17 protein-coding genes are annotated in these 21497 nt (G+C 34.3%); 9 read left to right on the top strand and 8 right to left on the bottom strand.

The features are described 5' to 3' along the window. The first annotated feature begins 142 nt into the window (after positions 1 to 142). On the top strand, positions 143 to 1318 hold the full coding sequence (locus tag CXF67_RS07005; protein WP_102088105.1) for an acetyl-CoA C-acyltransferase: 1176 nt from the start codon (positions 143 to 145) through the stop codon (positions 1316 to 1318). Between the two features lie 16 nt (positions 1319 to 1334). Then, positions 1335 to 2078, top strand: a complete 744-nt coding sequence (locus CXF67_RS07010; protein ID WP_102088106.1) for a C40 family peptidase — start codon at positions 1335 to 1337, stop codon at positions 2076 to 2078. Here CXF67_RS07010 and CXF67_RS07015 read toward each other — a convergent pair. Beyond that, positions 2075 to 5803: a metallophosphoesterase gene (locus CXF67_RS07015; protein ID WP_102088107.1), complete on the bottom strand. Its 3729-nt coding sequence runs from the start codon at positions 5801 to 5803 to the stop codon at positions 2075 to 2077. The two genes, CXF67_RS07010 and CXF67_RS07015, sit on opposite strands and share 4 nt — an antisense overlap. Before the next feature lie 42 nt (positions 5804 to 5845). Between CXF67_RS07015 and CXF67_RS07020 the strand changes: the two genes are divergently transcribed. Together CXF67_RS07020 and CXF67_RS07025 are read left to right on the top strand one after the other, a co-directional pair. Next, positions 5846 to 7027, top strand: coding sequence for a Pycsar system effector family protein (locus CXF67_RS07020; protein ID WP_102088108.1), 1182 nt, complete (start codon positions 5846 to 5848; stop codon positions 7025 to 7027). A gap of 99 nt (positions 7028 to 7126) precedes the next feature. After that, the gene (locus CXF67_RS07025; protein ID WP_102088109.1) at positions 7127 to 7792 is read left to right on the top strand and encodes a porin family protein; all 666 of its coding nucleotides are present in this window, start codon (positions 7127 to 7129) and stop codon (positions 7790 to 7792) included. A 16-nt stretch (positions 7793 to 7808) separates the two neighbouring features. On the opposite strand, the gene CXF67_RS07030 is transcribed toward CXF67_RS07025, so the two are convergent. After that, positions 7809 to 10187, bottom strand: coding sequence for a GAF domain-containing protein (locus CXF67_RS07030; protein ID WP_102088110.1), 2379 nt, complete (start codon positions 10185 to 10187; stop codon positions 7809 to 7811). Positions 10188 to 10338: 151 nt separating this feature from the next. Between CXF67_RS07030 and CXF67_RS07035 the strand changes: the two genes are divergently transcribed. Continuing rightward, entirely contained in the window at positions 10339 to 11448 is a 1110-nt protein-coding gene (locus CXF67_RS07035; RefSeq protein ID WP_102088111.1) for a TlpA disulfide reductase family protein, read from the top strand. 73 nt (positions 11449 to 11521) lie between these two features. Here the strand turns inward: CXF67_RS07035 and CXF67_RS07040 are convergent, their stop codons facing one another. Next, positions 11522 to 12817 carry an NAD(P)/FAD-dependent oxidoreductase gene (locus CXF67_RS07040; RefSeq protein ID WP_102088112.1) on the bottom strand — a complete coding sequence of 432 codons (1296 nt, stop codon included), beginning with the start codon at positions 12815 to 12817 and terminating at the stop codon, positions 11522 to 11524. 86 nt (positions 12818 to 12903) lie between these two features. Here CXF67_RS07040 and CXF67_RS07045 point away from each other — a divergent pair, with 86 nt between their 5' ends. Next, the gene (locus tag CXF67_RS07045; protein WP_015022805.1) at positions 12904 to 13398 is read left to right on the top strand and encodes an RNA polymerase sigma factor; all 495 of its coding nucleotides are present in this window, start codon (positions 12904 to 12906) and stop codon (positions 13396 to 13398) included. A 2-nt stretch (positions 13399 to 13400) separates the two neighbouring features. After that, a complete protein-coding gene (locus tag CXF67_RS07050) occupies positions 13401 to 14006 on the top strand; it encodes a hypothetical protein (protein WP_102088113.1) in 606 nt (201 codons plus the stop codon). A gap of 3 nt (positions 14007 to 14009) precedes the next feature. Here the strand turns inward: CXF67_RS07050 and xerD are convergent, their stop codons facing one another. Further along, the gene (gene xerD, locus CXF67_RS07055) at positions 14010 to 14906 is read right to left on the bottom strand and encodes a site-specific tyrosine recombinase XerD (protein WP_102088114.1); all 897 of its coding nucleotides are present in this window, start codon (positions 14904 to 14906) and stop codon (positions 14010 to 14012) included. Positions 14907 to 14935: 29 nt separating this feature from the next. Further along, the gene (bcp, locus tag CXF67_RS07060) at positions 14936 to 15385 is read right to left on the bottom strand and encodes a thioredoxin-dependent thiol peroxidase (RefSeq protein ID WP_102088141.1); all 450 of its coding nucleotides are present in this window, start codon (positions 15383 to 15385) and stop codon (positions 14936 to 14938) included. A gap of 30 nt (positions 15386 to 15415) precedes the next feature. Here bcp and CXF67_RS07065 point away from each other — a divergent pair, with 30 nt between their 5' ends. After that, on the top strand, positions 15416 to 16084 hold the full coding sequence (locus CXF67_RS07065; RefSeq protein ID WP_102088115.1) for an endonuclease III domain-containing protein: 669 nt from the start codon (positions 15416 to 15418) through the stop codon (positions 16082 to 16084). Positions 16085 to 16114: 30 nt separating this feature from the next. Here the strand turns inward: CXF67_RS07065 and CXF67_RS18130 are convergent, their stop codons facing one another. Beyond that, entirely contained in the window at positions 16115 to 16264 is a 150-nt protein-coding gene (locus CXF67_RS18130) for a hypothetical protein (protein WP_180957916.1), read from the bottom strand. A 53-nt stretch (positions 16265 to 16317) separates the two neighbouring features. After that, positions 16318 to 16905 carry an RNA polymerase sigma factor gene (locus tag CXF67_RS07070; RefSeq protein WP_102088116.1) on the bottom strand — a complete coding sequence of 196 codons (588 nt, stop codon included), beginning with the start codon at positions 16903 to 16905 and terminating at the stop codon, positions 16318 to 16320. A 216-nt stretch (positions 16906 to 17121) separates the two neighbouring features. On the opposite strand from CXF67_RS07070, the gene uvrA reads away from it, so the two are divergent. Then, positions 17122 to 19914, top strand: coding sequence for an excinuclease ABC subunit UvrA (gene uvrA, locus CXF67_RS07075; protein ID WP_102088117.1), 2793 nt, complete (start codon positions 17122 to 17124; stop codon positions 19912 to 19914). A gap of 110 nt (positions 19915 to 20024) precedes the next feature. On the opposite strand, the gene CXF67_RS07080 is transcribed toward uvrA, so the two are convergent. Then, positions 20025 to 21491 (bottom strand): lipopolysaccharide biosynthesis protein, encoded by a 1467-nt coding sequence (locus tag CXF67_RS07080; protein ID WP_102088118.1) that lies wholly within the window; start codon positions 21489 to 21491, stop codon positions 20025 to 20027. Between the last annotated feature and the right edge of the window lie 6 nt (positions 21492 to 21497).

The following is a 21497-nucleotide window of genomic DNA, read 5'->3' on the forward strand; positions in this document are numbered from 1 at the left end:
GCTCTATGTAACTTTAATAGTTTTTTGAAGTGCCTATTTTGAAAGAAGAAAAATAAGACTGATAATTATAACTTAAGATCTCCTTTAACCTTATTGAATTAGCATAAAATTCATAAATTCGCTAGAATTAAATAAAACTCTTATGTCCAAAGATATCGTTATAGTAAGTGCAGTAAGAACTCCTATTGGAAGCTTTTTAGGAAGCTTAGCCAATATTCCTGCTACTAAATTGGGAGAAATTGCCATAAAAGGAGCTCTTTCCAAAATCAACTTAAAACCAGAATTGGTAGATGAAGTCCTCATGGGGAATGTTGTACAAGCCAATAATGGCCAAGCACCAGCAAGACAAGCAGCCATGGGTGCTGGTATTCCAAATACTGTCCCTTGTACCACTATTAATAAAGTTTGTGCTAGTGGTATGAAAGCTGTGATGCAAGCCGCTCAAGCTATTGCGTTAGGCGATGCTGAAATCGTTGTTGCCGGTGGAATGGAAAATATGAGTATGATTCCTCATTACTTGCATTTGAGAAAAGGTCAAAAATTTGGACCAGCTCAAATGGTTGACGGCCTGCAAAGAGATGGTCTAGTGGATGCTTATGACAATAATGCTATGGGAACTTGCGCGGACTTATGCGCCACAGAACACCAAATTTCTAGAGAAGAACAAGATGAATTCGCTAAAGAATCTTACCGAAGAAGCGCTGAAGCGTGGAAAGCTGGAAAGTTTGATGATGAAGTTATTCCTGTAGAAATTCCACAAAGACGCGGCGAACCTGTCATTATGAAAGAAGATGAAGAATTTAAAAATATCAATCTTGATAAAATTTCTAGCTTAAGGCCTGCGTTTAGTAAAGATGGCACTGCAACAGCTGCAAATTCCTCTGGTATAAATGACGGTGCCGGTGCTGTAATTTTGATGACTAAAGAAAAAGCTGAAGAATTGGGGCTTGAAATTTTAGCGACTATAAAAGGCTATGCTGATGCGGCTCAAGAGCCTGAGCGTTTCACTACTGCGCCTGCAAAAGCCTTGCCTCTCGCACTTAAAAAAGCAAAAGTATCCAAAGAAGATATTGACTTTTTTGAATTTAACGAAGCCTTTTCTGTCGTTGGTATTGCCAATACTAAATTGCTAGGCTTAGACAGTAATAAGGTTAACGTAAATGGTGGTGCGGTTTCTTTAGGACATCCATTAGGCTGCTCTGGAGTAAGAATACTGATTACGCTTATAAATATTATGAAACAAAATAATGCTAAGCTTGGAGCTGCTGCTATTTGTAATGGCGGCGGAGGTGCTTCTGCTATGATTTTAGAACGATAACTCTTAATACTTCAAAATGCTATACGGAATTTGTCCTCTAAGTGTTGTGCCTGTGAGAGCAGAAGCTAACGACACTTCAGAAATGGTTACCCAGTTGCTTTATGGGGATCATTTCGAAATTACTGAAATAAGACCCAAGTGGATTAAAATTCGCATAGCTTTTGATAGTTATGATGGCTGGATAGATGAGAATCAAGCTTTCAAAATCGATGAATTGACATTTCAAAACCTTCAAGAGACATCGACTTATTCTACAGATTTAATTGGTTTAATGACCACCTCTTCCAGTCAATTGATGCCTGTTTGCATTGGTTCTGCAGTTCACGCTTCAGAACTCCTTAGTCATCACTTCGATGGCTCTACCAATGCGAATTATAACAAAACACAGCTTGTAGATACAGCTATGCTTTATCTCAACTCTCCTTATTTATGGGGGGGTAAATCTCCATTTGGAATAGATTGTAGTGGATTTACCCAAATGGTCTATAAAATAAGCCTCATACCTCTTCATAGGGATGCTTATCAACAAGCTAAACAAGGTCAAGCTCTTTCTTTTATTGAAGAAAGCGAACCTGGCGATCTAGCCTTCTTTGATAATGAAGAAGGACACATTATTCACGTTGGTATTATGATGAAAAATAATTATATTATTCATGCTCATGGCCAAGTAAGGATCGATAGGATTGATCATTCAGGTATCTTTAATGAAGATATCAATCGCTATTCACACAATCTAAGAGTTATCAAAAAAATAGTTTAAAAGCTTGTACCAAAACCAAAAGAGAACCAAAATCCCTCTTCACTATGGAAAAAATTGAAGGTTCCCGCGAATAAATCAGCGCCATTCACCCAAAATCCAAGTCCATAATTATTTCTCCACTGGTTAGATTCTGGGACATCAGACCAAACCCTACCTACATCTAAACCACCAAACACTCCAAACTGAAGAGGCATCACACTGGTCCTTATAGTATTGAAACTATGTCTCAAATCGACATTACCTACCAAGCTTTGCTGACCTATAAATCGATCTCTTCGAAAACCTCTTAACCCATTATTTGCTCCCAATATAGCTGCTTGATAAAATTCATAATTATCATCGAAAAGAAGCTGAGAAGCTACTTTAGTTCTCAGCACCCATTTCTTATCTACAGAAATAGGATTATAAAATTCTAAATATGGATTCAAAAAGAAAAAATGCTGATCTGTATTTTCTACATTCATAGTCGCACCAGCTTCAATTTTGAAATCCATTCCACGCTTAGGGTTTAAATTATCATCCAAGCTTTTATAGTGATAGGAAGACCTGTAAGACACAAAATTTTGGGTATCAAAAAAATCAGGATTATTCGATAGTAATTCTGCACTAGCTTCGTCAATAAATCGACCTTCAGTTCTTTGGACTCTATAGTTTTGATAGCTCAATTTATGTTCAAAAATACTACCATAGGCAGATGCTTTTCTAAGACCGATTTCAGCTTCAATACGTCTTATTTTAACCCTGTTATAGTCTTTGCCTAACTCATCATCACGGTTTTCTGAATTATTTCCAATTCCAAAAAAGTTCCTAGCAAAATTTGGGCTTGTATAGTCTATACTAGTCACAAAATTATAATTGCCTATCACGTTAGCGAACTCCCCTTCATAACCAAGATCGAAACCACCCGTAGAGGTGTATAATCCTGCTCTTAATTTGTGCCGATATGTAAACGGATTGAGTTGAAATCCTTTAAATGCATGTGTGGTTTGCAAACCAAAAAGCAATCCATCATCTGGGTTAAAACCTAGCCTTGGCAAAAACGTATTGGAAGAGGATATTTTTCTGTTTTTATTGAAAAGATTTTGTTCATAATCATCGGACTTAACAACTCTAGCCTTCGACTTCTTTTTTACTGTATTTTCAAAAGACTTATAATCGTAAATTACAGTTCGTTGACCAGAATTTATAGTGTACTCATCCTCGTCATGCCCTCCTATTAATCTTACTTTTATTTTGCTTTTAAAATCGCCATTAACGTAAAACTCATCAGTTTCATCCAAACCATAAATCCATAATTCTTTGGTCTGTTCGGAGTCAAAAGTTTTATCAATCATCAAACTTTCGCGATCTCCGCCTTTGTTTCTATATACTCGAACTCGAGTCTTTCCATTTTCAAACCTGTCAACATCAATAATATCGTCTTTATCCGTAGCACTCAAAATAGCATATTCATTCAAGATATTGCTATAGCGTTTTGCTATAGACTCTAGATTTCCAAGTCTCTCTTTAAAGGTTTTGATTAAAGCTTCAGTATTCCTTTTATTAATTTCTTCTGGGAAATGACTAAAGGCTTTTTGGATCACTTCATCAGACAAATGGTTTTGAATATAAAGAGCTTCTTTTGTCCAGTCTTCTTCAGTTGCATTCCGAATGATAATTCTATCGAGTCCTAAGCCAGAATTATTAAACCATCTTAAGTATTTAATATCACTAGCATAAGGATGATAAATTTTAGGAAAGCTACTGATGGTCCGAATCGCATCAAAAAAACCACCGTCGAAATTGGCGAAAACTTGATCTCTATCTCTTGGAATAGGTTTGAAAGTATGATTTCCATCTTCATCTTCAAACTCAGACCAACGCCATTGATCTGAGTGCCTATCCCAATCTCCTAATAACATATCAAATAACCTAGCTCTTAAATAACCAGATTCATCTACACTGTATTTTTCATCACGACGAAGGCGTTCTATTAAATCTGCTGTACTGACTATATCGTGATTGGGGTTTCCAAACCTACCTTCTGTTCCCATCCAGTTACTTTCTGGACGTTCCTCTATCATGTAGATTGCATCACCATGTTTAGCATTAAACTCCCCTAGAGCTTCTTGTTTTGGGATGTAAACTAATTTTGGATTGGTGTGGTATATATCTAAAGCTTTTGCTAAATCTGGTACTGCCATAAATGAAAATGGGTGTGCCGAGGTTAGAAAATCTAATAATAACTCTTCTACTGCAGTATCATCAAATTCCCCAGTTAAGTTCTTATTTGGATAGACGAACTGCTGCAATAAACGTATAGGATTTTTCTTGATTTGCCTGATATTATATTGACGGCCTAAACTATCTTCTAACCTTAAAGAATTAGTTTGCATGCCGCCCCCTAATCGAATTGGAAGAAGACCTCCATATGCAGAGTCCAGATCAAGAACTGGCATCTCAATAGATCTTCCGTACATATCTCTGTACCGCTCTCCCCATATACTTTCAAAAAAATCTGTCCTTTTTAGTTTGAAATCTTCATAAATAGAAGCTTTTACTGTTTCTGGAAACTTCTCTGAAAGTTGATTTAAATCAAAAATCTCATCTGGACTATAAACCTCCTTCTGAAATATCAATTCTGATTCATCTTCGTTAGCTGAGTAAAATTGGACCCAAGAGGAACCATCCTTGAAAACATCAAAAATAGCAAAACCATAACCAGGATAGGCGAACTCACCATCACTTCCTAATTTGGCATAAGACACTTTAGACCCAGAACCAGAAACAATCTGCTTTACCAAATCGTGCTCAATGTATTGCAGATTATGCTCATGGCCGGAAGCGAAAATGACTTTATTCCAACGACTTGCAATAGCAGAGATCCTATCTACCATCTCTCGATATTGATTATTTTGAGTGTCTTGTATAGAAATCCCCCCTGTGGCCCTTATCATATTAGCTAAAGATCCCAAAACAGGTAGAGGAACTTTGCGTTGAGAAGGAAACAAATGTTTTACAAATTCGAAAGTTCCCCCGTGAATTCCATTGGTATACAAGGGATGATGAAGTGCTACAAGTGTCGTTTTATTTTGATTTTTTTTTAGCTCAGTTTCAAATTCACTGTAAAATTGATCTCGCGTTTTGATGTCTTCACAATCTCTATTGATTTGTGGTATGTTATCCCAATTTTGTAAAACCCATTGAGAATCTAAAATAATAAGATGAACATCGTCTGAAATGTCTACGAAAGACATCCCACAACCTGGCTCAGGCAACCAAGGTAAATCTTGGTTTGGCAAAGCGTCTTCAATTCGCTGCTTCTGGTTTTCTAAAGACTGAATGCCTTCTGAATACCAATCGTGATTCCCTGGAATAAAATGAACATCACCTTCAAAAAAATCAAGACTTGACGTTTGCCTGTCGATAATTTGTTCTGCTTGCACCCTATCCTCTTCCCCTTCACTTGGCAAACCTGCAGGATAAATATTATCCCCCAAAATAATAAGCTTATCCGTTTGAGTATCTATTTCCTCTGCAAATTTTCGAAAAGCTTGAAGGCCTGGTGCAACAGAATCTAACTTTTCATTTCCTGTATCCCCAATAAGATAAAAGCGCTGTAACCTTGTTTTATCCTCAGGATAAAAAGTCGATTCGAATTTTTCTAAGTTTTTATACTTAACTTCGTAAGTCGCGCAGGAAACAAATACCCCGCAAAGCACAATCAATTGTATTTTTTTTCTCATTCTTAAATTAAACTTAAATTATAGTCTCTTAAATATAGAAAAATGACAGATTTACTTTCTAAGGTTGAAACTTTTGTTTTGCATTTTTTCAAAGATAAGTTATCTAATATATATGTATACCATAATTTCAATCATACTAAAAGAGTTGTTGAAAATGCTGAGTTTCTAGCGGAGAAAAAAAAACTAAGTCCCCAAGATAAAAACTTGCTCCTTCTTGCCGCATGGTTCCACGATACAGGACATACAAGGTCTAATGAAAATCATGAAAAAGAGAGCAAACTGATAGCAAGGAGCTTCCTGAAAGAGCATAACCTGCCTGAAGATGATCTTTCGATTATTGAAAAAGCTATTGATATCACAAAGCTTGGTGTGCAACCCACAACTGATATTGAGAAAGTCCTAAAAGATGCCGACTGTTCTCATTTTGCTAGAGAAGACTTTAAAGAGATAAGCGAATTATTGAGGCAGGAATTTTATCTGCAAGGAAATTCATACAGTCCTAAAGAGTGGCTTGATCTTAATATCGATATGCTTTCAAGTCAGCATCAATTTTATACAGATTATGCCATTAAAAATTGGAATACTTTAAAGCAAAAGAATTTAATCGATCTTGTTATAGATAAAGACAAGAAGAAGAGAAAAGAGGAAAAAGAAAAATTAAAAGCAAAATTTAAGGCTCAATACAAAAACAACAATCCAGAAAGGAGTATACAAACCTTATTTAGGGTCACCTTAAGAAATCACATTAAGCTGAGTGATATCGCCGATACAAAAGCAAATATTCTGTTATCGGTAAATGCGATTATCATTTCTTTAGCTTTGGCTAATATCATCCCAAAATTAGATAATCCAAGTAACCAACATTTAATGATACCTACTCTTATCTTAATCTGTTTTAGTGTAGCATCAATTATTTTGTCGATATTATCTACAAGACCCAACGTGACTTCTGGAGAATTCACCAAAAAACAAGTAGAAGATAGGGATGTGAATATTTTATTTTTTGGGAATTTTCATAAAATGAGCTTTAAAGACTATTTATGGGGAGTAAAGGAGATTATAAAAGACAAAGACTATGTCTATGAAGCTTTGGTAAAGGACCTTTACCTGCTAGGAAAAGTATTAGAAAGAAAATATCGCCTCCTAAGGTTGACCTACACAACATTTATGGTCGGTATTATTATCTCTGTAGTTAGTTTTTTTATCGCTTTTAAAATTATATGACGCAACCATTTTTGGTTTTAGAGTCTTATGGAAAACAAGTTGAATGTTTAAATTCCATTCAGAGTTTAGTAGTCTTAAAAATTTATAATAAAACCAATTATGAAAAAACTCCTCATTATTTCTATTCTGTTAGTAAGCCTAAATGTTCAACTCCAGGCTCAAGACCAAATTAGCTTTGGAGTCAAAGCTGGTGTGAACTTCGCTTATGCTACTGGAGATGCTTCAGATTCGGGTTCTCAATTAGGATATGATGAAGGCCGAACAGCTTTTCATGCTGGACTAGTCTCAGAATTAGAGCTTACTGAGAAGTTCTCTATTCAGCCTGAACTGTTATATTCTCAGGTTGGAGCAGCTTATCTCTTCGACAACAGAAGTTTTGACGGGATTAGGGTCGAGTCAGATTTGAATTTAGATTACCTTAGTTTACCCATACTTGCAAAATATTACGTCTTCAAAGGTCTAAGCTTAGAATTAGGCCCACAATTCAGTTACATTTTAAATTCAGAAATTGAAAATCAAATATTATCTTCAGGTTTTATATCCACAGAAACTATAATAGTATCTGATTTTAACATCAAGGATGATATCAATCGTTTTGAGTTTGGTTTAGCTCTAGGAACGAGTTATGAACTACTCAACACTGGTTTATTCATTCAAGCACGTTATGTTATTGGCTTAACAGAAGTCTTCGACAACCAAAACTTCACAACCTCAACTGACTTAAAGAACGCAGTTATACAATTTTCAGTTGGGTATAAGTTTTAGTTTAATAGTCGATGGATTAAGAGTTTAGTGATTCTATCAGATCTTCATAAGTTAGACCAGAAGCTTCGCTTTTGTCGGTATGGTATAAAATCCCTACCCTTAGGGCTTTTAAGCCTGAAATACCTTGTAAATCTTCAACATCAAGAACCTCTACATTTTCATCTAGATACTTCTTCCTCTGCAAGTAATGAATATATTTCAGGTATTCTCTTTCAGATTCTTTTTGAGAGTAAACTATAGCTAGTTTCCCTTTGGAGGTAATACGCTCTTCGGTATGCTTTATAAAGGCTTTATCTATTCTTTTTTTGATGATTTCATAGCGGGCATTATAGGATCCGTCAACATCAAAGTGCTTTTCATCCATTCTATAATTAATACTTAAGGTGTTATTGAACGCTAAAATCAAAGATCTAGAACTCAACTTTAACTCATTGGAATCTTGCAATTTATAAAATTTGTTTTCCATCTCGCACATCACATTGAGTTGCCATAGTCTCAAATTTTGAAGTATCACTTCACTAAACTTTTGTTCACGAGTAATAGATTGACCTATGTACATATTATGTTCAACGCCATCGGTTTTGTAACGATCAAAATAATGAGGGAATATTTTCTGTGCTTCCACTTGCTTCAAATCAATATAGTTGGCCATACAAGAGTTTAAGGTAGAAACTGTCTCATCAAACTCGTCTCTTTGTTCATGAAAAGCTTTGGCACCTGCCTCTATTTTTTTTAAGTACGTATTGACTATACGTTTGCAGTTTGGAACATTATTTTTGATGTGTTGCAAGATAGGAAGAATATCATTTTTTAAAAGATTATCGATTTTCTGCTCTGTTGAAGCTGAGATTCCCTCCATTAAACTCGAAAGATTATCTGTTATTCTATATCCTATTTGCTCATATACTGGAATAGGTTGAGCTTCAAAGGCTGAATTAATGATATTCAGAACTTGATTGAGTTGATGAATTAAATCATTTTGAATCGCAGAATTTCTTTGGGTTGACGATCCTGCAATGTCTATTTGACCAAAGAGTGGATATACCTTTTTAAAGGTAATTTCATCTAAGTTAGCCTCTTCCTTATTTGCAAAACCTTCTAAAAACTTTTCTGCTTCTTCTTGGAATTTCCATTCTACACTTGGGTGTATAGAGGTGTATTCACTTTGAATGACCGCCTTTATGCGGTTTTGCTTTTCTTGTCTATAATTTTCTACTGTTTCAGCGATATAAGGAACGATATCATCAAGCTTTGTAGCATTGATATTATTTAAATCATTTTTGGAATAGCTCACCAATTCGAGAATGGCTAGAAGCTTTTCATTTTTGATTATCGGTGCTAGTATAGCTGATTTTATAGATTGTTGATGAAGATGTTTCGCGAATTTATTACTAGGATTTTTCTTAGCATAACTTTCCACATCTGGAATGCTAAAATAAGTATGTCGAGTTACAATAGATTTATAAGCTCCTTCACAAAAAGCTTCTTTACATCCATTTTCTGAAATTGAATCTAAAATAAAACTTTCTATATATTTTATATTTATATGTTGGAATTTCTCTTCGACTTCATTAAAAAGAGCAAAGCCAAATTTTAATTTGGGCAGACTAAAAATAGAGCTTAAAACATCTCTCATTTTCGTAGAAATAATCTTTGAGTGTGAGAGTATATTGTTGTTTAATAACAGGTTTTTAATTTCAGAAATGCTATTGTCTGCTGTAACATCAGATAGGTTTAGAATTGCAAATCCTTTAAAAATCCATGAATTTGGAGGAAATTTTTCCTTCCAAAAATCGATATCATCATAACGATTTAAAAGCTCATCTATATCTTTATCTGTGATATCCAAAGCCTCTTTTGTGGGGATGAGTTCAATAAAATCAGCATTTATAAAAAGCCGATAATTTTTTAGGTTACCATTTGCATCTGGAACATCATAATATTCTGGGCGGAAGAAATCAATATTATAGTTGTAATACGTATTTATAATTATGATGCAAGCTAAAATATAATCCTTTTCGATATTGAAATTTCTAGGTAGAAATTCAAAGTCTTTATCTTTTACTGAATTCAGTATGGATTCAAATCGCTTGGTTTTTCTAAACATTTTAGAGCGAAAAGGAACTGTAGCGACTTTTATCTCGTTGTAAGTTAACACATCTGGAAACAGATCATCAAGAAGAATTTTTATTTGATCTTGGTAGACTTCTAAATTTTCAAAGTCTTCGATACCTTCAAATAACTCTGGGTAAGATTTAGAGTATTCTAAAACACCTTTTATATATGTTTTGGAAATAGGATTGGTTTCAGTTTTCAAGCGTTGGCTAAAGTTATCCAATATTTTTTGGAAACTCAATTTTATTCTAAAAGGATAAATATCTTTACAGTGATCCATAGTTAAATATACAAAATACAATACTATTTATAACGGAAAGATTTGATAGTTCACTTAAGATACTTTTATAAGTTTTGGCTATTTTATTCTTAAGTTATTCTTCTACTCTTTTGGAGTTGTCTATTTTTGTACAAAATCAAAATTAAATTAAATGAAAATTTTATATGCCTTTTCGATCTTAGCCCTTCTTTTAGGATGTAACTCATCCTCTCCAAAACTCGAAGCATCTATTGATCAAGTTGCTGATGGAACCAATGTCTATTTGGCTCTTTTAGGTCCGCAAAATGTTCCTGTCCCGATAGACACGACTCAAGTGAGTAACAGTTCTTTTAAATTTGATTTAACTACCTCCAAAAATCAAGATATCAATCTTATTCAAATCGAAGGTGTAAACGGTAACATCATTTTTATTAATGATGCTGAATCAATAAAGATTGATGCTTCAAATGAAAATTTGAGAAATTCTAAAATAAAAGCAGGCGAACATAACATATTATTGAAAAACTATATCAGCATCATCACCAATTTTGCAGAAAAGAAAAATTTCATTAAAAATCAGCATACACAGGCTTCACAAAGTCAGAAAGAAATTGCCATGCTAGATGCTAGATTAGATATGGATGCCTTGGAAGAAGAATCAAAAAAAGCTACTTTGGATTTCATTAAGTCCCATACCAATTCTATAGTGGGAATGATGGCCTTGTCTGATGTCATGAACTCTAAATCTGTTCCCTCTAATAAAATGAAATCCCTTTACGAAGGTTTTATTGATACTGTAAAAGATACACCCCTAGGTAGGATGTTAGGCCAAAATATTGCAAAGATAGGCGCTACTGATGTTGGAGCAGAAGCTCCGAAATTTTCAGGACCAACACCAAGTGGAGAAGAGCTAACTCTTGATGAAGCAATGAGTAAAGTAACCCTTATTGATTTTTGGGCTTCTTGGTGTAGACCCTGTCGTGTTGAAAACCCTAATATTGTAAGTATTTATAACGACTATAAAGATAAAGGGTTTTCTGTAATAGGTGTTTCTTTAGACAAGCCAAATAGCAAAAATTCTTGGTTAAAAGCTATTGAGGATGATCAATTGGAATGGAATCATATTTCAAACCTAATGTACTGGCAAGAACCAATAGCCCAAAAATATGGAGTAAAAGCTATCCCAGCAGCATTCTTAATTGATGAAAATGGTGTCATTGTTGGTAAAGACCTTCGAGGTCAAGCTTTACGAGATAAGGTAAAAGAAGTTTTAGAAAAATAAATCTTATTAAACTTCCACTTAAAAAGGGACTTTTCACTAAAGCGAAAAGTCCCTTTTTAAGTGTTCGTAACAACTAATCGGGAGATCTTATTTTCTCTGCTTTAAAAGGCCTCACGATTAAGCGAGCCGCTCTATCGTAATTGATGTAGCTGTAAGTCCAGTTAAAAAAAGTGACTATTCTATTCCTGAATCCAACTAGGAACCACAGATGAACAAACATCCACACAAACCAAGCAAAGGCACCCCCAAATTGGATTTTACCTATGTCAACCACAGCTTTATTTCTTCCTACCGTTGCCATGGTACCTTTATCGAAATATTCAAAAGGAGTAAGAGATTGCTTATTTATAGTTCTCAACAAATTTTTTGCCAAGTGAGCACCTTGCTGAATAGCAGGTTGGGCGACCATAGGGTGGCCTTTTGGATACTCTGCGCTAACCATTAAAGCAATGTCGCCTATTGCAAATATAGTTTCGTAACCCTCTACTTGGTTAAATACATTTACATTATATTGGTTTGATTTCTTCATCAAAGCTCCATTCTTAAGTCCTTCTACAGATGCTCCAGTTACACCAGCGCTCCAGATAAAAGTTTCTGTAGGAAAAGAGAGGTCTTTGTTACTTGTCCTAACGATATGGTCTTCATAAGACTCAACAAAGGTATTGAGGTGGATTTCGACACCAAGTTCTTCTAAGTATTTCTTTGCATTTTTAGAAGATTTTGCACTCATTGGAGGTAGAACTTTATCCATCCCCTCAATTAAATGAATATGAATTTCCTCAGGATCGATATCTTGATAATCTTTAGGAATTACATTTTTACGAAGTTCTGCAATAGCGCCACTTAGTTCCACGCCTGTGGGTCCTGCACCTGCAATAACAAAATTCAGTAAAGCTTTTTTTCTTTCAGGATCTTCAGCTATTGTAGCTTCTTCAAAATTTTCCAAAATCAAACTCCTCAAATTTAGAGCTTGGGGTACTGTTTTCATCCAAATAGCATTGTCCTCTACACTTTTATTTCCAAAAAAATTAGTCCTTGACCCAGTTGCAATCACCAAATAATCATAAGTAACCTCTCCTATGTTTGTATGGATTAATTGTTTATCGGAGTCGATATGCTCGACATCCGCCATTCTGAAATAAGCATTTTTATTATTTTTAAGAATCTTTCTTATCGGATATGCTATAGAATCAGGCTCTAAACCAGAGGTTGATACTTGATATAATAAAGGTTGAAAAGTGTGATAATTCCTCTTATCTAGCATAACCACCTGAAATGGTTTTTTCTCTAGATCATTAACTAAACTTACTCCACCAAAACCAGCCCCTATAATAACCACTCTTGGCAAATCTGTAATTGGAATGTTCATAACTTTTTTTTTTAAAATTACTATCTTTTCCTGTTTAGCATGTAACTTTTGGTAAATTTAACGACATATAAACGTAATGTATAGTTTTGAAGACCTCATTAGAGAAAAAATTTATCGACCTACTAGAAAAGCATCAGAACATTGCTCACAAAATCTGTAGGATGTATACCTATGATGCGGATTCACATAAAGATTTGTTTCAGGAAATCACTGTTCAACTTTGGAAAGCTTACCCTAAGTTTAGGGAAGAATCTAAGTTTAGCACATGGATGTATCGTGTCGCTTTTAATACTGCGATAACTCTTTACAGAAAGAAAAAAAGAAGGGTGCAAACTTCGCCTTGGGAAGACTATGATTTTAAGATTTCTTCTGAGGGCTATGATTCAACTTTAGATGATAACTTAAAATTGATGTACGCAGCCATTAAGGAATTAAATGATATTGACAAAGCGCTGGTCCTGCTTTACCTGGAAGACAAACCTTATACTGAAATATCCGAAGCTTTAGGAATTTCTGAAGTTAATGCTAGAGTGAAAATGAATAGAGTGAAAACAAAATTAAAAAACATATTGAATCCTTAATTATGGATGAATTAGATCTTATAAAAAAGGACTGGCAGAATAGAACAAAAAATTTGCCCAACTACTCAAAAGATGAGCTATTTCCTATGATTCATAAGAAGTCTTCTTCTAATGTGAAGTGGATTTTGATCATCAGTATTTTAGAATTTTCATTTTGGATTATTGTAGAGTTACTAAGCTTTTCTCAAGATTATAATTCTGTTATTGAGAGCATCGGATTTACTTGGTTTCTAAGACTATCTTCGATTGTTAATTATACAGTCCTTGTCGGATTTATCATTGTTTTTTTTAGAAATTACAAACGTATACAGGTCAATGATTCTGCTAGACAACTTATGAAGCAAATCATCAAAACACGTTCGACTGTAAAATACTATGTGCGTTATAACATCATATTTTTAGCTATTATTTTTATAATAACGTCTGCAAAGGTCATTTTAAGTCAAACTGAGTTAGATCCTACAGAAATATGGATTATGACAGGAACCATGGTTTTTATCTTGTTGATTATCCTCGCCTTCTTTTTGCTTCTCTATAAATTACTTTATGGGATATTGACCAAGCGTCTTTACAAAAACTACAAAATATTAAGCAAAATAGAAGTTTAGCAATTAAGCTCTTGGATGGTAATTTTCTAAAACTGACTTAAGATGAGTTTTATCCAAATGCATATAAATTTCTGTAGTTGTAATGCTTTCATGACCTAGCATTTGTTGAATAACTCTTAAGTTGGCTCCATTCTCCAAAAGATGAGTCGCAAACGAATGCCTGAAAGTATGAGGACTAATGTTTTTTTGAAGATTTATTTTTTTAGCCAACTGTTTTACAATCGTAAAAATCATAGCACGAGTCAACTGAGCCCCTCGCCTATTCAGAAATAAAATATCTTTAAACTCTGACTGCTGATTGATATGTATTCTGAACTCATCTTTATAAATACTGATGAATTTCTGTGTGTACGTATTGATGGGAACTAGTCTTTCTTTATTTCCTTTTCCAATTACTTTTACAAAACCTTTCTCAAAAAAAAGATCTGAAATTTTAAGTTCTACGAGTTCACTGACGCGCAGGCCACAACCGTACAATGTTTCTATAATAGCTTTATTGCGGTGACCTTGCAGATGTGAAAGGTCTATAGCTTCAACAAGTTGATCTATTTCATCCGTAGACAGCGTATCTGGCAACCTCCTCCCTAATCGAGGGGATTCAATAAGCTCCAAAGGGTTGGTTTTTCTGTAATCTTCAAAAATGAGATAATCAAAAAAACTTTTTAAACCTGAAATTAATCGGGCCTGAGATCGTTCATTAATAACTTTTGAAATAGAGTAAATAAAACCTTGAAGGGTCTCTTCATCGACAAGCTCTGGGGTAAGAGTCGCATTATATTCTGAAATATAGTTGGTGAGTTTTAAGATATCTAGCCGATAATTTTGAACAGTATTATCGGCTAGCCCTCTTTCTATTTTAAGGTAATATGTAAAATCTTGAATTGCTTCTTGCCATTTCATGAAGGCAAGTTAAGATGATTATTTTAAAATTACAGAATTTGTTCAGCGTGAGTTTTGGTTTTCACCTTTGTAATCACCTCATCTAAAACTCCATTTTCATCTATAATAAAAGTGGTTCTATGAATACCGTCATATTCTTTGCCCATAAACTTTTTGGGCCCCCAGACTCCAAAGGCTTCAATAACCGATTTGTCTTCATCTGCGAGAAGTGGAAATGGTAACTCATATTTATTTTTAAAATTTTGTTGGCGCTTTTGTGAATCTGCACTTGCCCCTAATATATGGTAACCTTGAGCTTGTAAAGCTTTCCAGTTGTCTCTCAAGTTACAAGCTTCTGCAGTACAACCAGGAGTACTCGCTTTGGGATAGAAAAAAACAACGAGTTTTTTTCCTTCATAATCTTTTAAGCTATGTATATTTCCATCCTGGTCTTTAGCTTCAAAATTTGGAGCTTTATCTCCTGCTTTTAATGTTGTCATAATTCCTATTTTTGTATAAAAGTAAAGCAAATGAAAAAATCTGAAAAAGTAGATTTCGTTATAAATACGTTAGAAGAAATTTACCCAGAAATCCCAATACCTCTAGACCATAAAGATCCGTATACTTTATTAATTGCTGTGTTGCTTTCTGCGCAAAGCACAGATGTAAAGGTAAACCAAATTACTCCACTTCTTTTTGAAAGGGCCGATAATCCTTGGGACATGATAAAAATGAGTGCTGATCAAATACGAGAAATAATTAAGCCCGTTGGATTATCGCCTATGAAATCTAAAGGTATTTATGGTCTTTCTCAAATTATAATCGAAAAATACAATGGGAAAATACCTCAAAGTTTCGAGGGTTTGGAAGAATTACCGGCTGTTGGTCATAAAACTGCTAGTGTTGTTCTGGCACAAGCTTTTGGTGTTTCCACTTTTCCTGTGGACACTCATATCCACAGATTGATGTACCGATGGGGTCTTACGACTGGTAAGAATGTTCAAAAAACAGAAAAAGATGCTAAGCGATTGTTCCCTCAAGAAGTTTGGAACGATCTACACCTTCAGATCATTTGGTATGGACGACAATATTCTCCTGCCAGAGCATGGGACTTGGAAAAAGATATCATCACAAAAACCATTGGACGAAAATCTGTAATCGATGAATACAATAAAAAAAAGGCTTCTAAATCTAAATAAAGAAGTCTTTTCGATTTAAAGATAAAACCATTAATTTTGAACATTATCAAATTGAAGATTTTTGTAGGTCACTACAGTAAAAGCTTTAGAGAAATCCAAAATAAATCTAACTGTTTTTGCTGAAGGTTTCATACTCTTTGAAGGAGTTCGAGATGCTTCGTTTAAGTAAATTTTTGCCATATCTGTGAATTTAAGATATTACAAAAACGCAATTTTTTACGAATTATTGTAGACTAATTGGTCAAGACGACTTGGTGCTTTTCTATAATTTTTCTCAAATTGATAAGAGCATAACGCATACGGCCTAATGCAGTATTGATACTAACATCTGTTTTAAAGGCAATTTCTTTAAAACTCATCTCTTTAAAAATTCGCATTTCCAAAACTTCTAGCTGATCTTGTGGAAGTTCTTTAATTAATTCATGCAAATCAGTTTCAATCTGAGTTTTTATAATTTGCCGCTCAGCGTTAAGATCACCATCGGTCATGAAATCTAAAATTTCAAAATCTCCTTTCCCTTCAAACTTTGGCATCCTGTTACTTTTTCTGAAGTGATCTATGACCAAATTATGAGCAATTCTCATTACCCAAGGAAGGAATTTACCTTCTTCATTATACTTGCCGCGCTTTAAAGTTCTAATCACTTTAATGAAGGTATCTTGAAAAATATCTTCAGCTAAATCTTTATCATAAACTTTAGAAAAAATGAAACTAAAAATTTTTTGTTGATGCCTATTGATTAAAGTAGAAAGAGATTTTTCATCACCGTCTATGTACTGCTTTACTAATATGGCTTCCGAAGAAATTGGAATTCTATTCATGTCTTTTACTTAAATAAACACCTATCCTGAAGTGGTGGCGTTAATAATTAAAAATATTTTTAAGTAAAAGTGTTATATAGGCTATTATTTATAGAGCTAATATATAAATATAAGTTAACCCATCACGCACCGTTAATAAATTTAACACATTATACGGTTGTATTCAACTCCAATTTGGAGTGACATATCTTTATATTTGCAACATTCCATTAGTCTATGAAACAAATAAATTTAGATAAGTTCGATCCCAAAGAGTATATTATTATCAAAGGAGCGAAACTTCACAATCTTAAAAATATTGATGTTGTTATACCCAGAAATAAGCTAGTCGTTATTACAGGACTATCTGGCTCTGGAAAATCTACTTTAGCATTCGACACTCTATATGCAGAAGGTCAAAGACGTTATGTAGAAAGCCTTTCAGCGTATGCTAGGCAATTTCTTGGCAGATTAGATAAGCCTAAAGTAGATTATATTAAAGGTATTTCACCCGCAATAGCTATTGAACAAAAGGTGAATTCAACAAATCCCAGATCTACAGTAGGAACCTCTACTGAAATCTATGACTACCTTAAGTTACTCTATGCCAGAGTAGGAAAAACACTCTCTCCCATTTCTGGTAATGAAGTCAAAAAACATAGAGTTACCGATGTGATTGACTTTGTAAAGTCACTCGAAGAAAAACAAAAATTACTACTTCTTGCTCCTGTAAGTTTAGAAAAGAACAGAACTATAGAAGAGAAAATAAAAATTCTTCAGCAACAAGGCTTTAGCCGAATTAAGGTCGATGATAAGATCTTAAAAATAAGTGATGCCTTAGAGCAAAAAATATCTGAAAAGAGCGAACTTTCTATAGTTGTAGATCGAATTGTTGTTAAGCATGACGAAGATTTTTATAACCGATTAGCAGATTCAATTCAAAATGCTTTTTACGAAGGCAAAGGAGAATTAAATATCGAAGATGTAGCTTCTGGTCAACTCACCAATTTCAATAATAAATTTGAGCTCGATGGCATGCAATTCACAGAATCCAGTGTGCACCTTTTTAGCTTCAATAATCCTGTGGGGGCTTGTCCCAAATGCGAAGGTTATGGCGATATTGTAGATATTGATGAAGCTTTAGTTATTCCAAATACTGGCTTAAGTGTATACGAAGGGTGTATTGCTCCATGGAATGGAGAGACTTTAGGTTGGTATAAAAAGGAGTTGATAAAAAATGCTCATAAATTCGATTTTCCAGTTCACACGCCTTATTTTGAATTGACGGACGAACAAAAAAATATAATCTGGAATGGAAATCAATACATAACTGGTGTCAACGAGTTTTTTGTAGTGGTAAAGTCCAAAGCCTATAAAATTCAAAATAGGGTTTTATTATCCAGATACCGAGGACGAACCAAATGTCCAGAATGTAAAGGAAGACGACTTAAAAAAGAAACCACCTACGTCAAAATTAACGACGTTAATATCACAGACCTAGTCGATTTACCTATTGATAAAGTCAGTGAGTTTTTTGAAAATCTAAAGCTTAACGAACACGATACAATTGTTGCCAAACGCTTATTGAGAGAAATCAATAATAGGCTTAAATTTTTAATAGATGTAGGTTTAACCTACTTATCGCTTAACCGAAAGTCCAACACCCTATCTGGTGGAGAATCTCAACGTATTAATTTGGCTACCTCTTTAGGAAGTAGTCTGGTAGGTTCCATGTATATTCTTGACGAACCTTCCATTGGTCTACATTCTAAAGACAATGAACGCTTAATTGAAGTTTTAAAAAACTTAAGAGATCTGGGCAATACAGTTATTGTGGTAGAGCATGATGAAGATATAATGAAAGCTGCAGATTATATCATAGACATTGGCCCAGAAGCAGGAACTCATGGAGGGGATCTCGTCGGCAAGGGAAGTTATAAAGAGATTCTAAAAGGATCCTCCCTGACGTCTTCGTACCTCAATGGAAAAAAAGAAATTGAAATCCCTAAAAAAAGACGCAAGACGAAAGCTTTTGTAGAACTTAAAGGAGCCAGAGAAAACAACTTAAAAAACATCAATGTTAAAGTTCCTTTGGATTGTTTTGTAGCTATCACAGGAGTTTCTGGAAGTGGTAAAAGTACACTTGTTAAAAGAATTCTATACCCTGCCATGATTAAGCATAATGGGGGCTACGGAACCAAAGCTGGACAGTTTGATGGTATTGACGGAAACTTCAAGCACATCAAACATATAGAATATGTAGACCAAAATCCGATAGGGAGATCCTCTAGATCTAACCCTGTGACCTATATTAAAGCTTATGATGATATTCGGAATTTATTTGCTAAACAAAAGCTTTCTAAAATCAGGAATTTCAGACCAAAACATTTCAGTTTTAATGTAGAAGGAGGTCGTTGTGACACTTGTGAAGGTGAAGGTGAAGTGACTATCGAAATGCAATTTATGGCAGATGTTCACTTAGAATGTGAAGCTTGTTATGGAAAGCGCTTTAAACAGCAAGTTCTAGATGTGAAGTTTGAAAGTAAGAATATAGATGACGTCTTATCCATGACGATTGATGATGCTATGGAATTTTTCTCGTTTCATAATGAAACGAAAATTTCCAATAAGCTGGAAGCTCTACAAGAAGTAGGTTTGGGGTATGTCGCTTTAGGACAAAGTTCGTCTACTTTATCTGGTGGTGAAGCTCAGCGTATCAAATTAGCTTCATTTCTTACCAAAGGTAAAAATGCAGATAAGACCCTTTTCATTTTTGATGAGCCCACTACAGGACTTCATTTTCATGATATCAGTAAATTACTGAAATCTTTTGAAGCACTTATAGAAAATGGCCATAGTGTAGTGGTTATTGAACATAACATCGACTTAATAAAATGTGCAGACCATGTGATCGATCTTGGTCCTGAAGGAGGAATAAACGGGGGTAAATTACTTGCCGAAGGAACTCCGGAACAAGTCGCCCAAGTAAAGTCCTCATTTACTGGTCAATATTTAAAGATGAAAGTGTAAAGACTCAGAAATTTTTACGACTCACTAATGGATAGAGTGTATGTCGAGGCCTTATGCCTTAAAATAATTTTTGGTTGATTAATTCGGAAAACTCCTTAGTCTTAAATAGGCTAAGGAGTTTTCTTCTTAAAAATCAAATGATAAAATTTGGACAAGTCTTTAGATAGCTCTCCTTTTAAACTTGCAATAAGATATAAGCTGGTAATCATAATAGATTTAAGGATAATATTGACTAAAACGTGACCTGTTGTAAAATCCCAAAAATAGAAGCTAAGGCTCAAAAGTGATATGATTATTGAGATATAAAGACTCTTCTTATTGAAAGGATGAATTCCAAAAGTGATTTTTACAAAAATTAATTTGAAAATATTATACATCATAAAAGAAATAAAGGTTGCATAAGCTGCACCGTAAATTCCAAATGTTGGTATTAACCACATGTTTAAAAGAAAGGCAATCCCAACAACAATAAGGCCAACTAACAAGATAGTTTTATAGTATTTTGAATTAAAAACAATGCTGTTGTTATTCCCTAAAATATTGTCTGACAGCTTTACAAGACTGATCAAAAAAACAATACTCACTCCTATCCTGTAGGGCTCTGGAATAATTTGATAAAGCTGATACACATTGGTAACGATAAGTGTAAAAATTAATCCACTAATTAAGAAAAGGGTATTAGAACTTCTTACATAAAGATCTTTCAAGAGAAGAAAATCTTGAGAATTTAAATATTTAGCAGTAATTGGATTTGTAATTTGATGCATTGCTTTAGAGGGTACTGCTATGACAGTAGCGATATAGATAGCAATTCCATAAATAGAAACATGTTCTATAGGCATAAAGTATTCAATCATAACTTTATCCAGATCGAAAAGCGCAACAGCTACTGTTCCTGCAATAAAAATAAGCAGGGAATAGCTAATTATATCCTTCAGTTCTCTGGGGAGTTCAAAGCTAAAGCGGGGAGTATACAATCTAAGCGCATAGACCATCATCACCAATGTTCTCAAGAAGAAAACAAGTATGAGTAGATAAATAAATAATGAAACGTCAATAAATTCAAAATAAAGAAAGATCAGTAAAATAGAAATAGCTATCCTATGAAACAGTTCTCGCATCAAAGTTCCAAAGACACTTTTGTAGTAGACTTTTGCCCATGCAAAAAAAATTTCAAAATAAGCAGTGGTCATAGCAATCACAAAAATACCCCACACATAAGGTTGGACTAAATCATTTTCACCTTCAAAATAATTCAACAAGCTATCGTAAACTAAGACTCCTACAAAAGCCAACAAAACTCCTAATCCCAAAGGCAGTAAAAGAGCAAAGTTAAAAAGCTTATCAACGTCTTCTTTTAAGGTATATCTGCTAAAGTATTTAACGATTGTATTATGAACACCAAGAGCCATAAATGGCCAGAATAAATTTCCAGCCGATAGTAAAAAAGCAACTAAACCGTAATACTCTGAGGTTAAAAACATCGGGTAGAATATCAAAACATTAATCGCTCCAATCCCAAAACCCAAATAGGTTGAAATCAGGTTTCTGAAGGATTGTTTGGCGACTATTCCCATAGGAGA

Origin of the sequence: Psychroflexus sp. MES1-P1E, from assembly GCF_002836055.1 — a bacterium.
In the GTDB taxonomy this organism is placed as follows: Bacteria; Bacteroidota; Bacteroidia; order Flavobacteriales; family Flavobacteriaceae; genus Psychroflexus.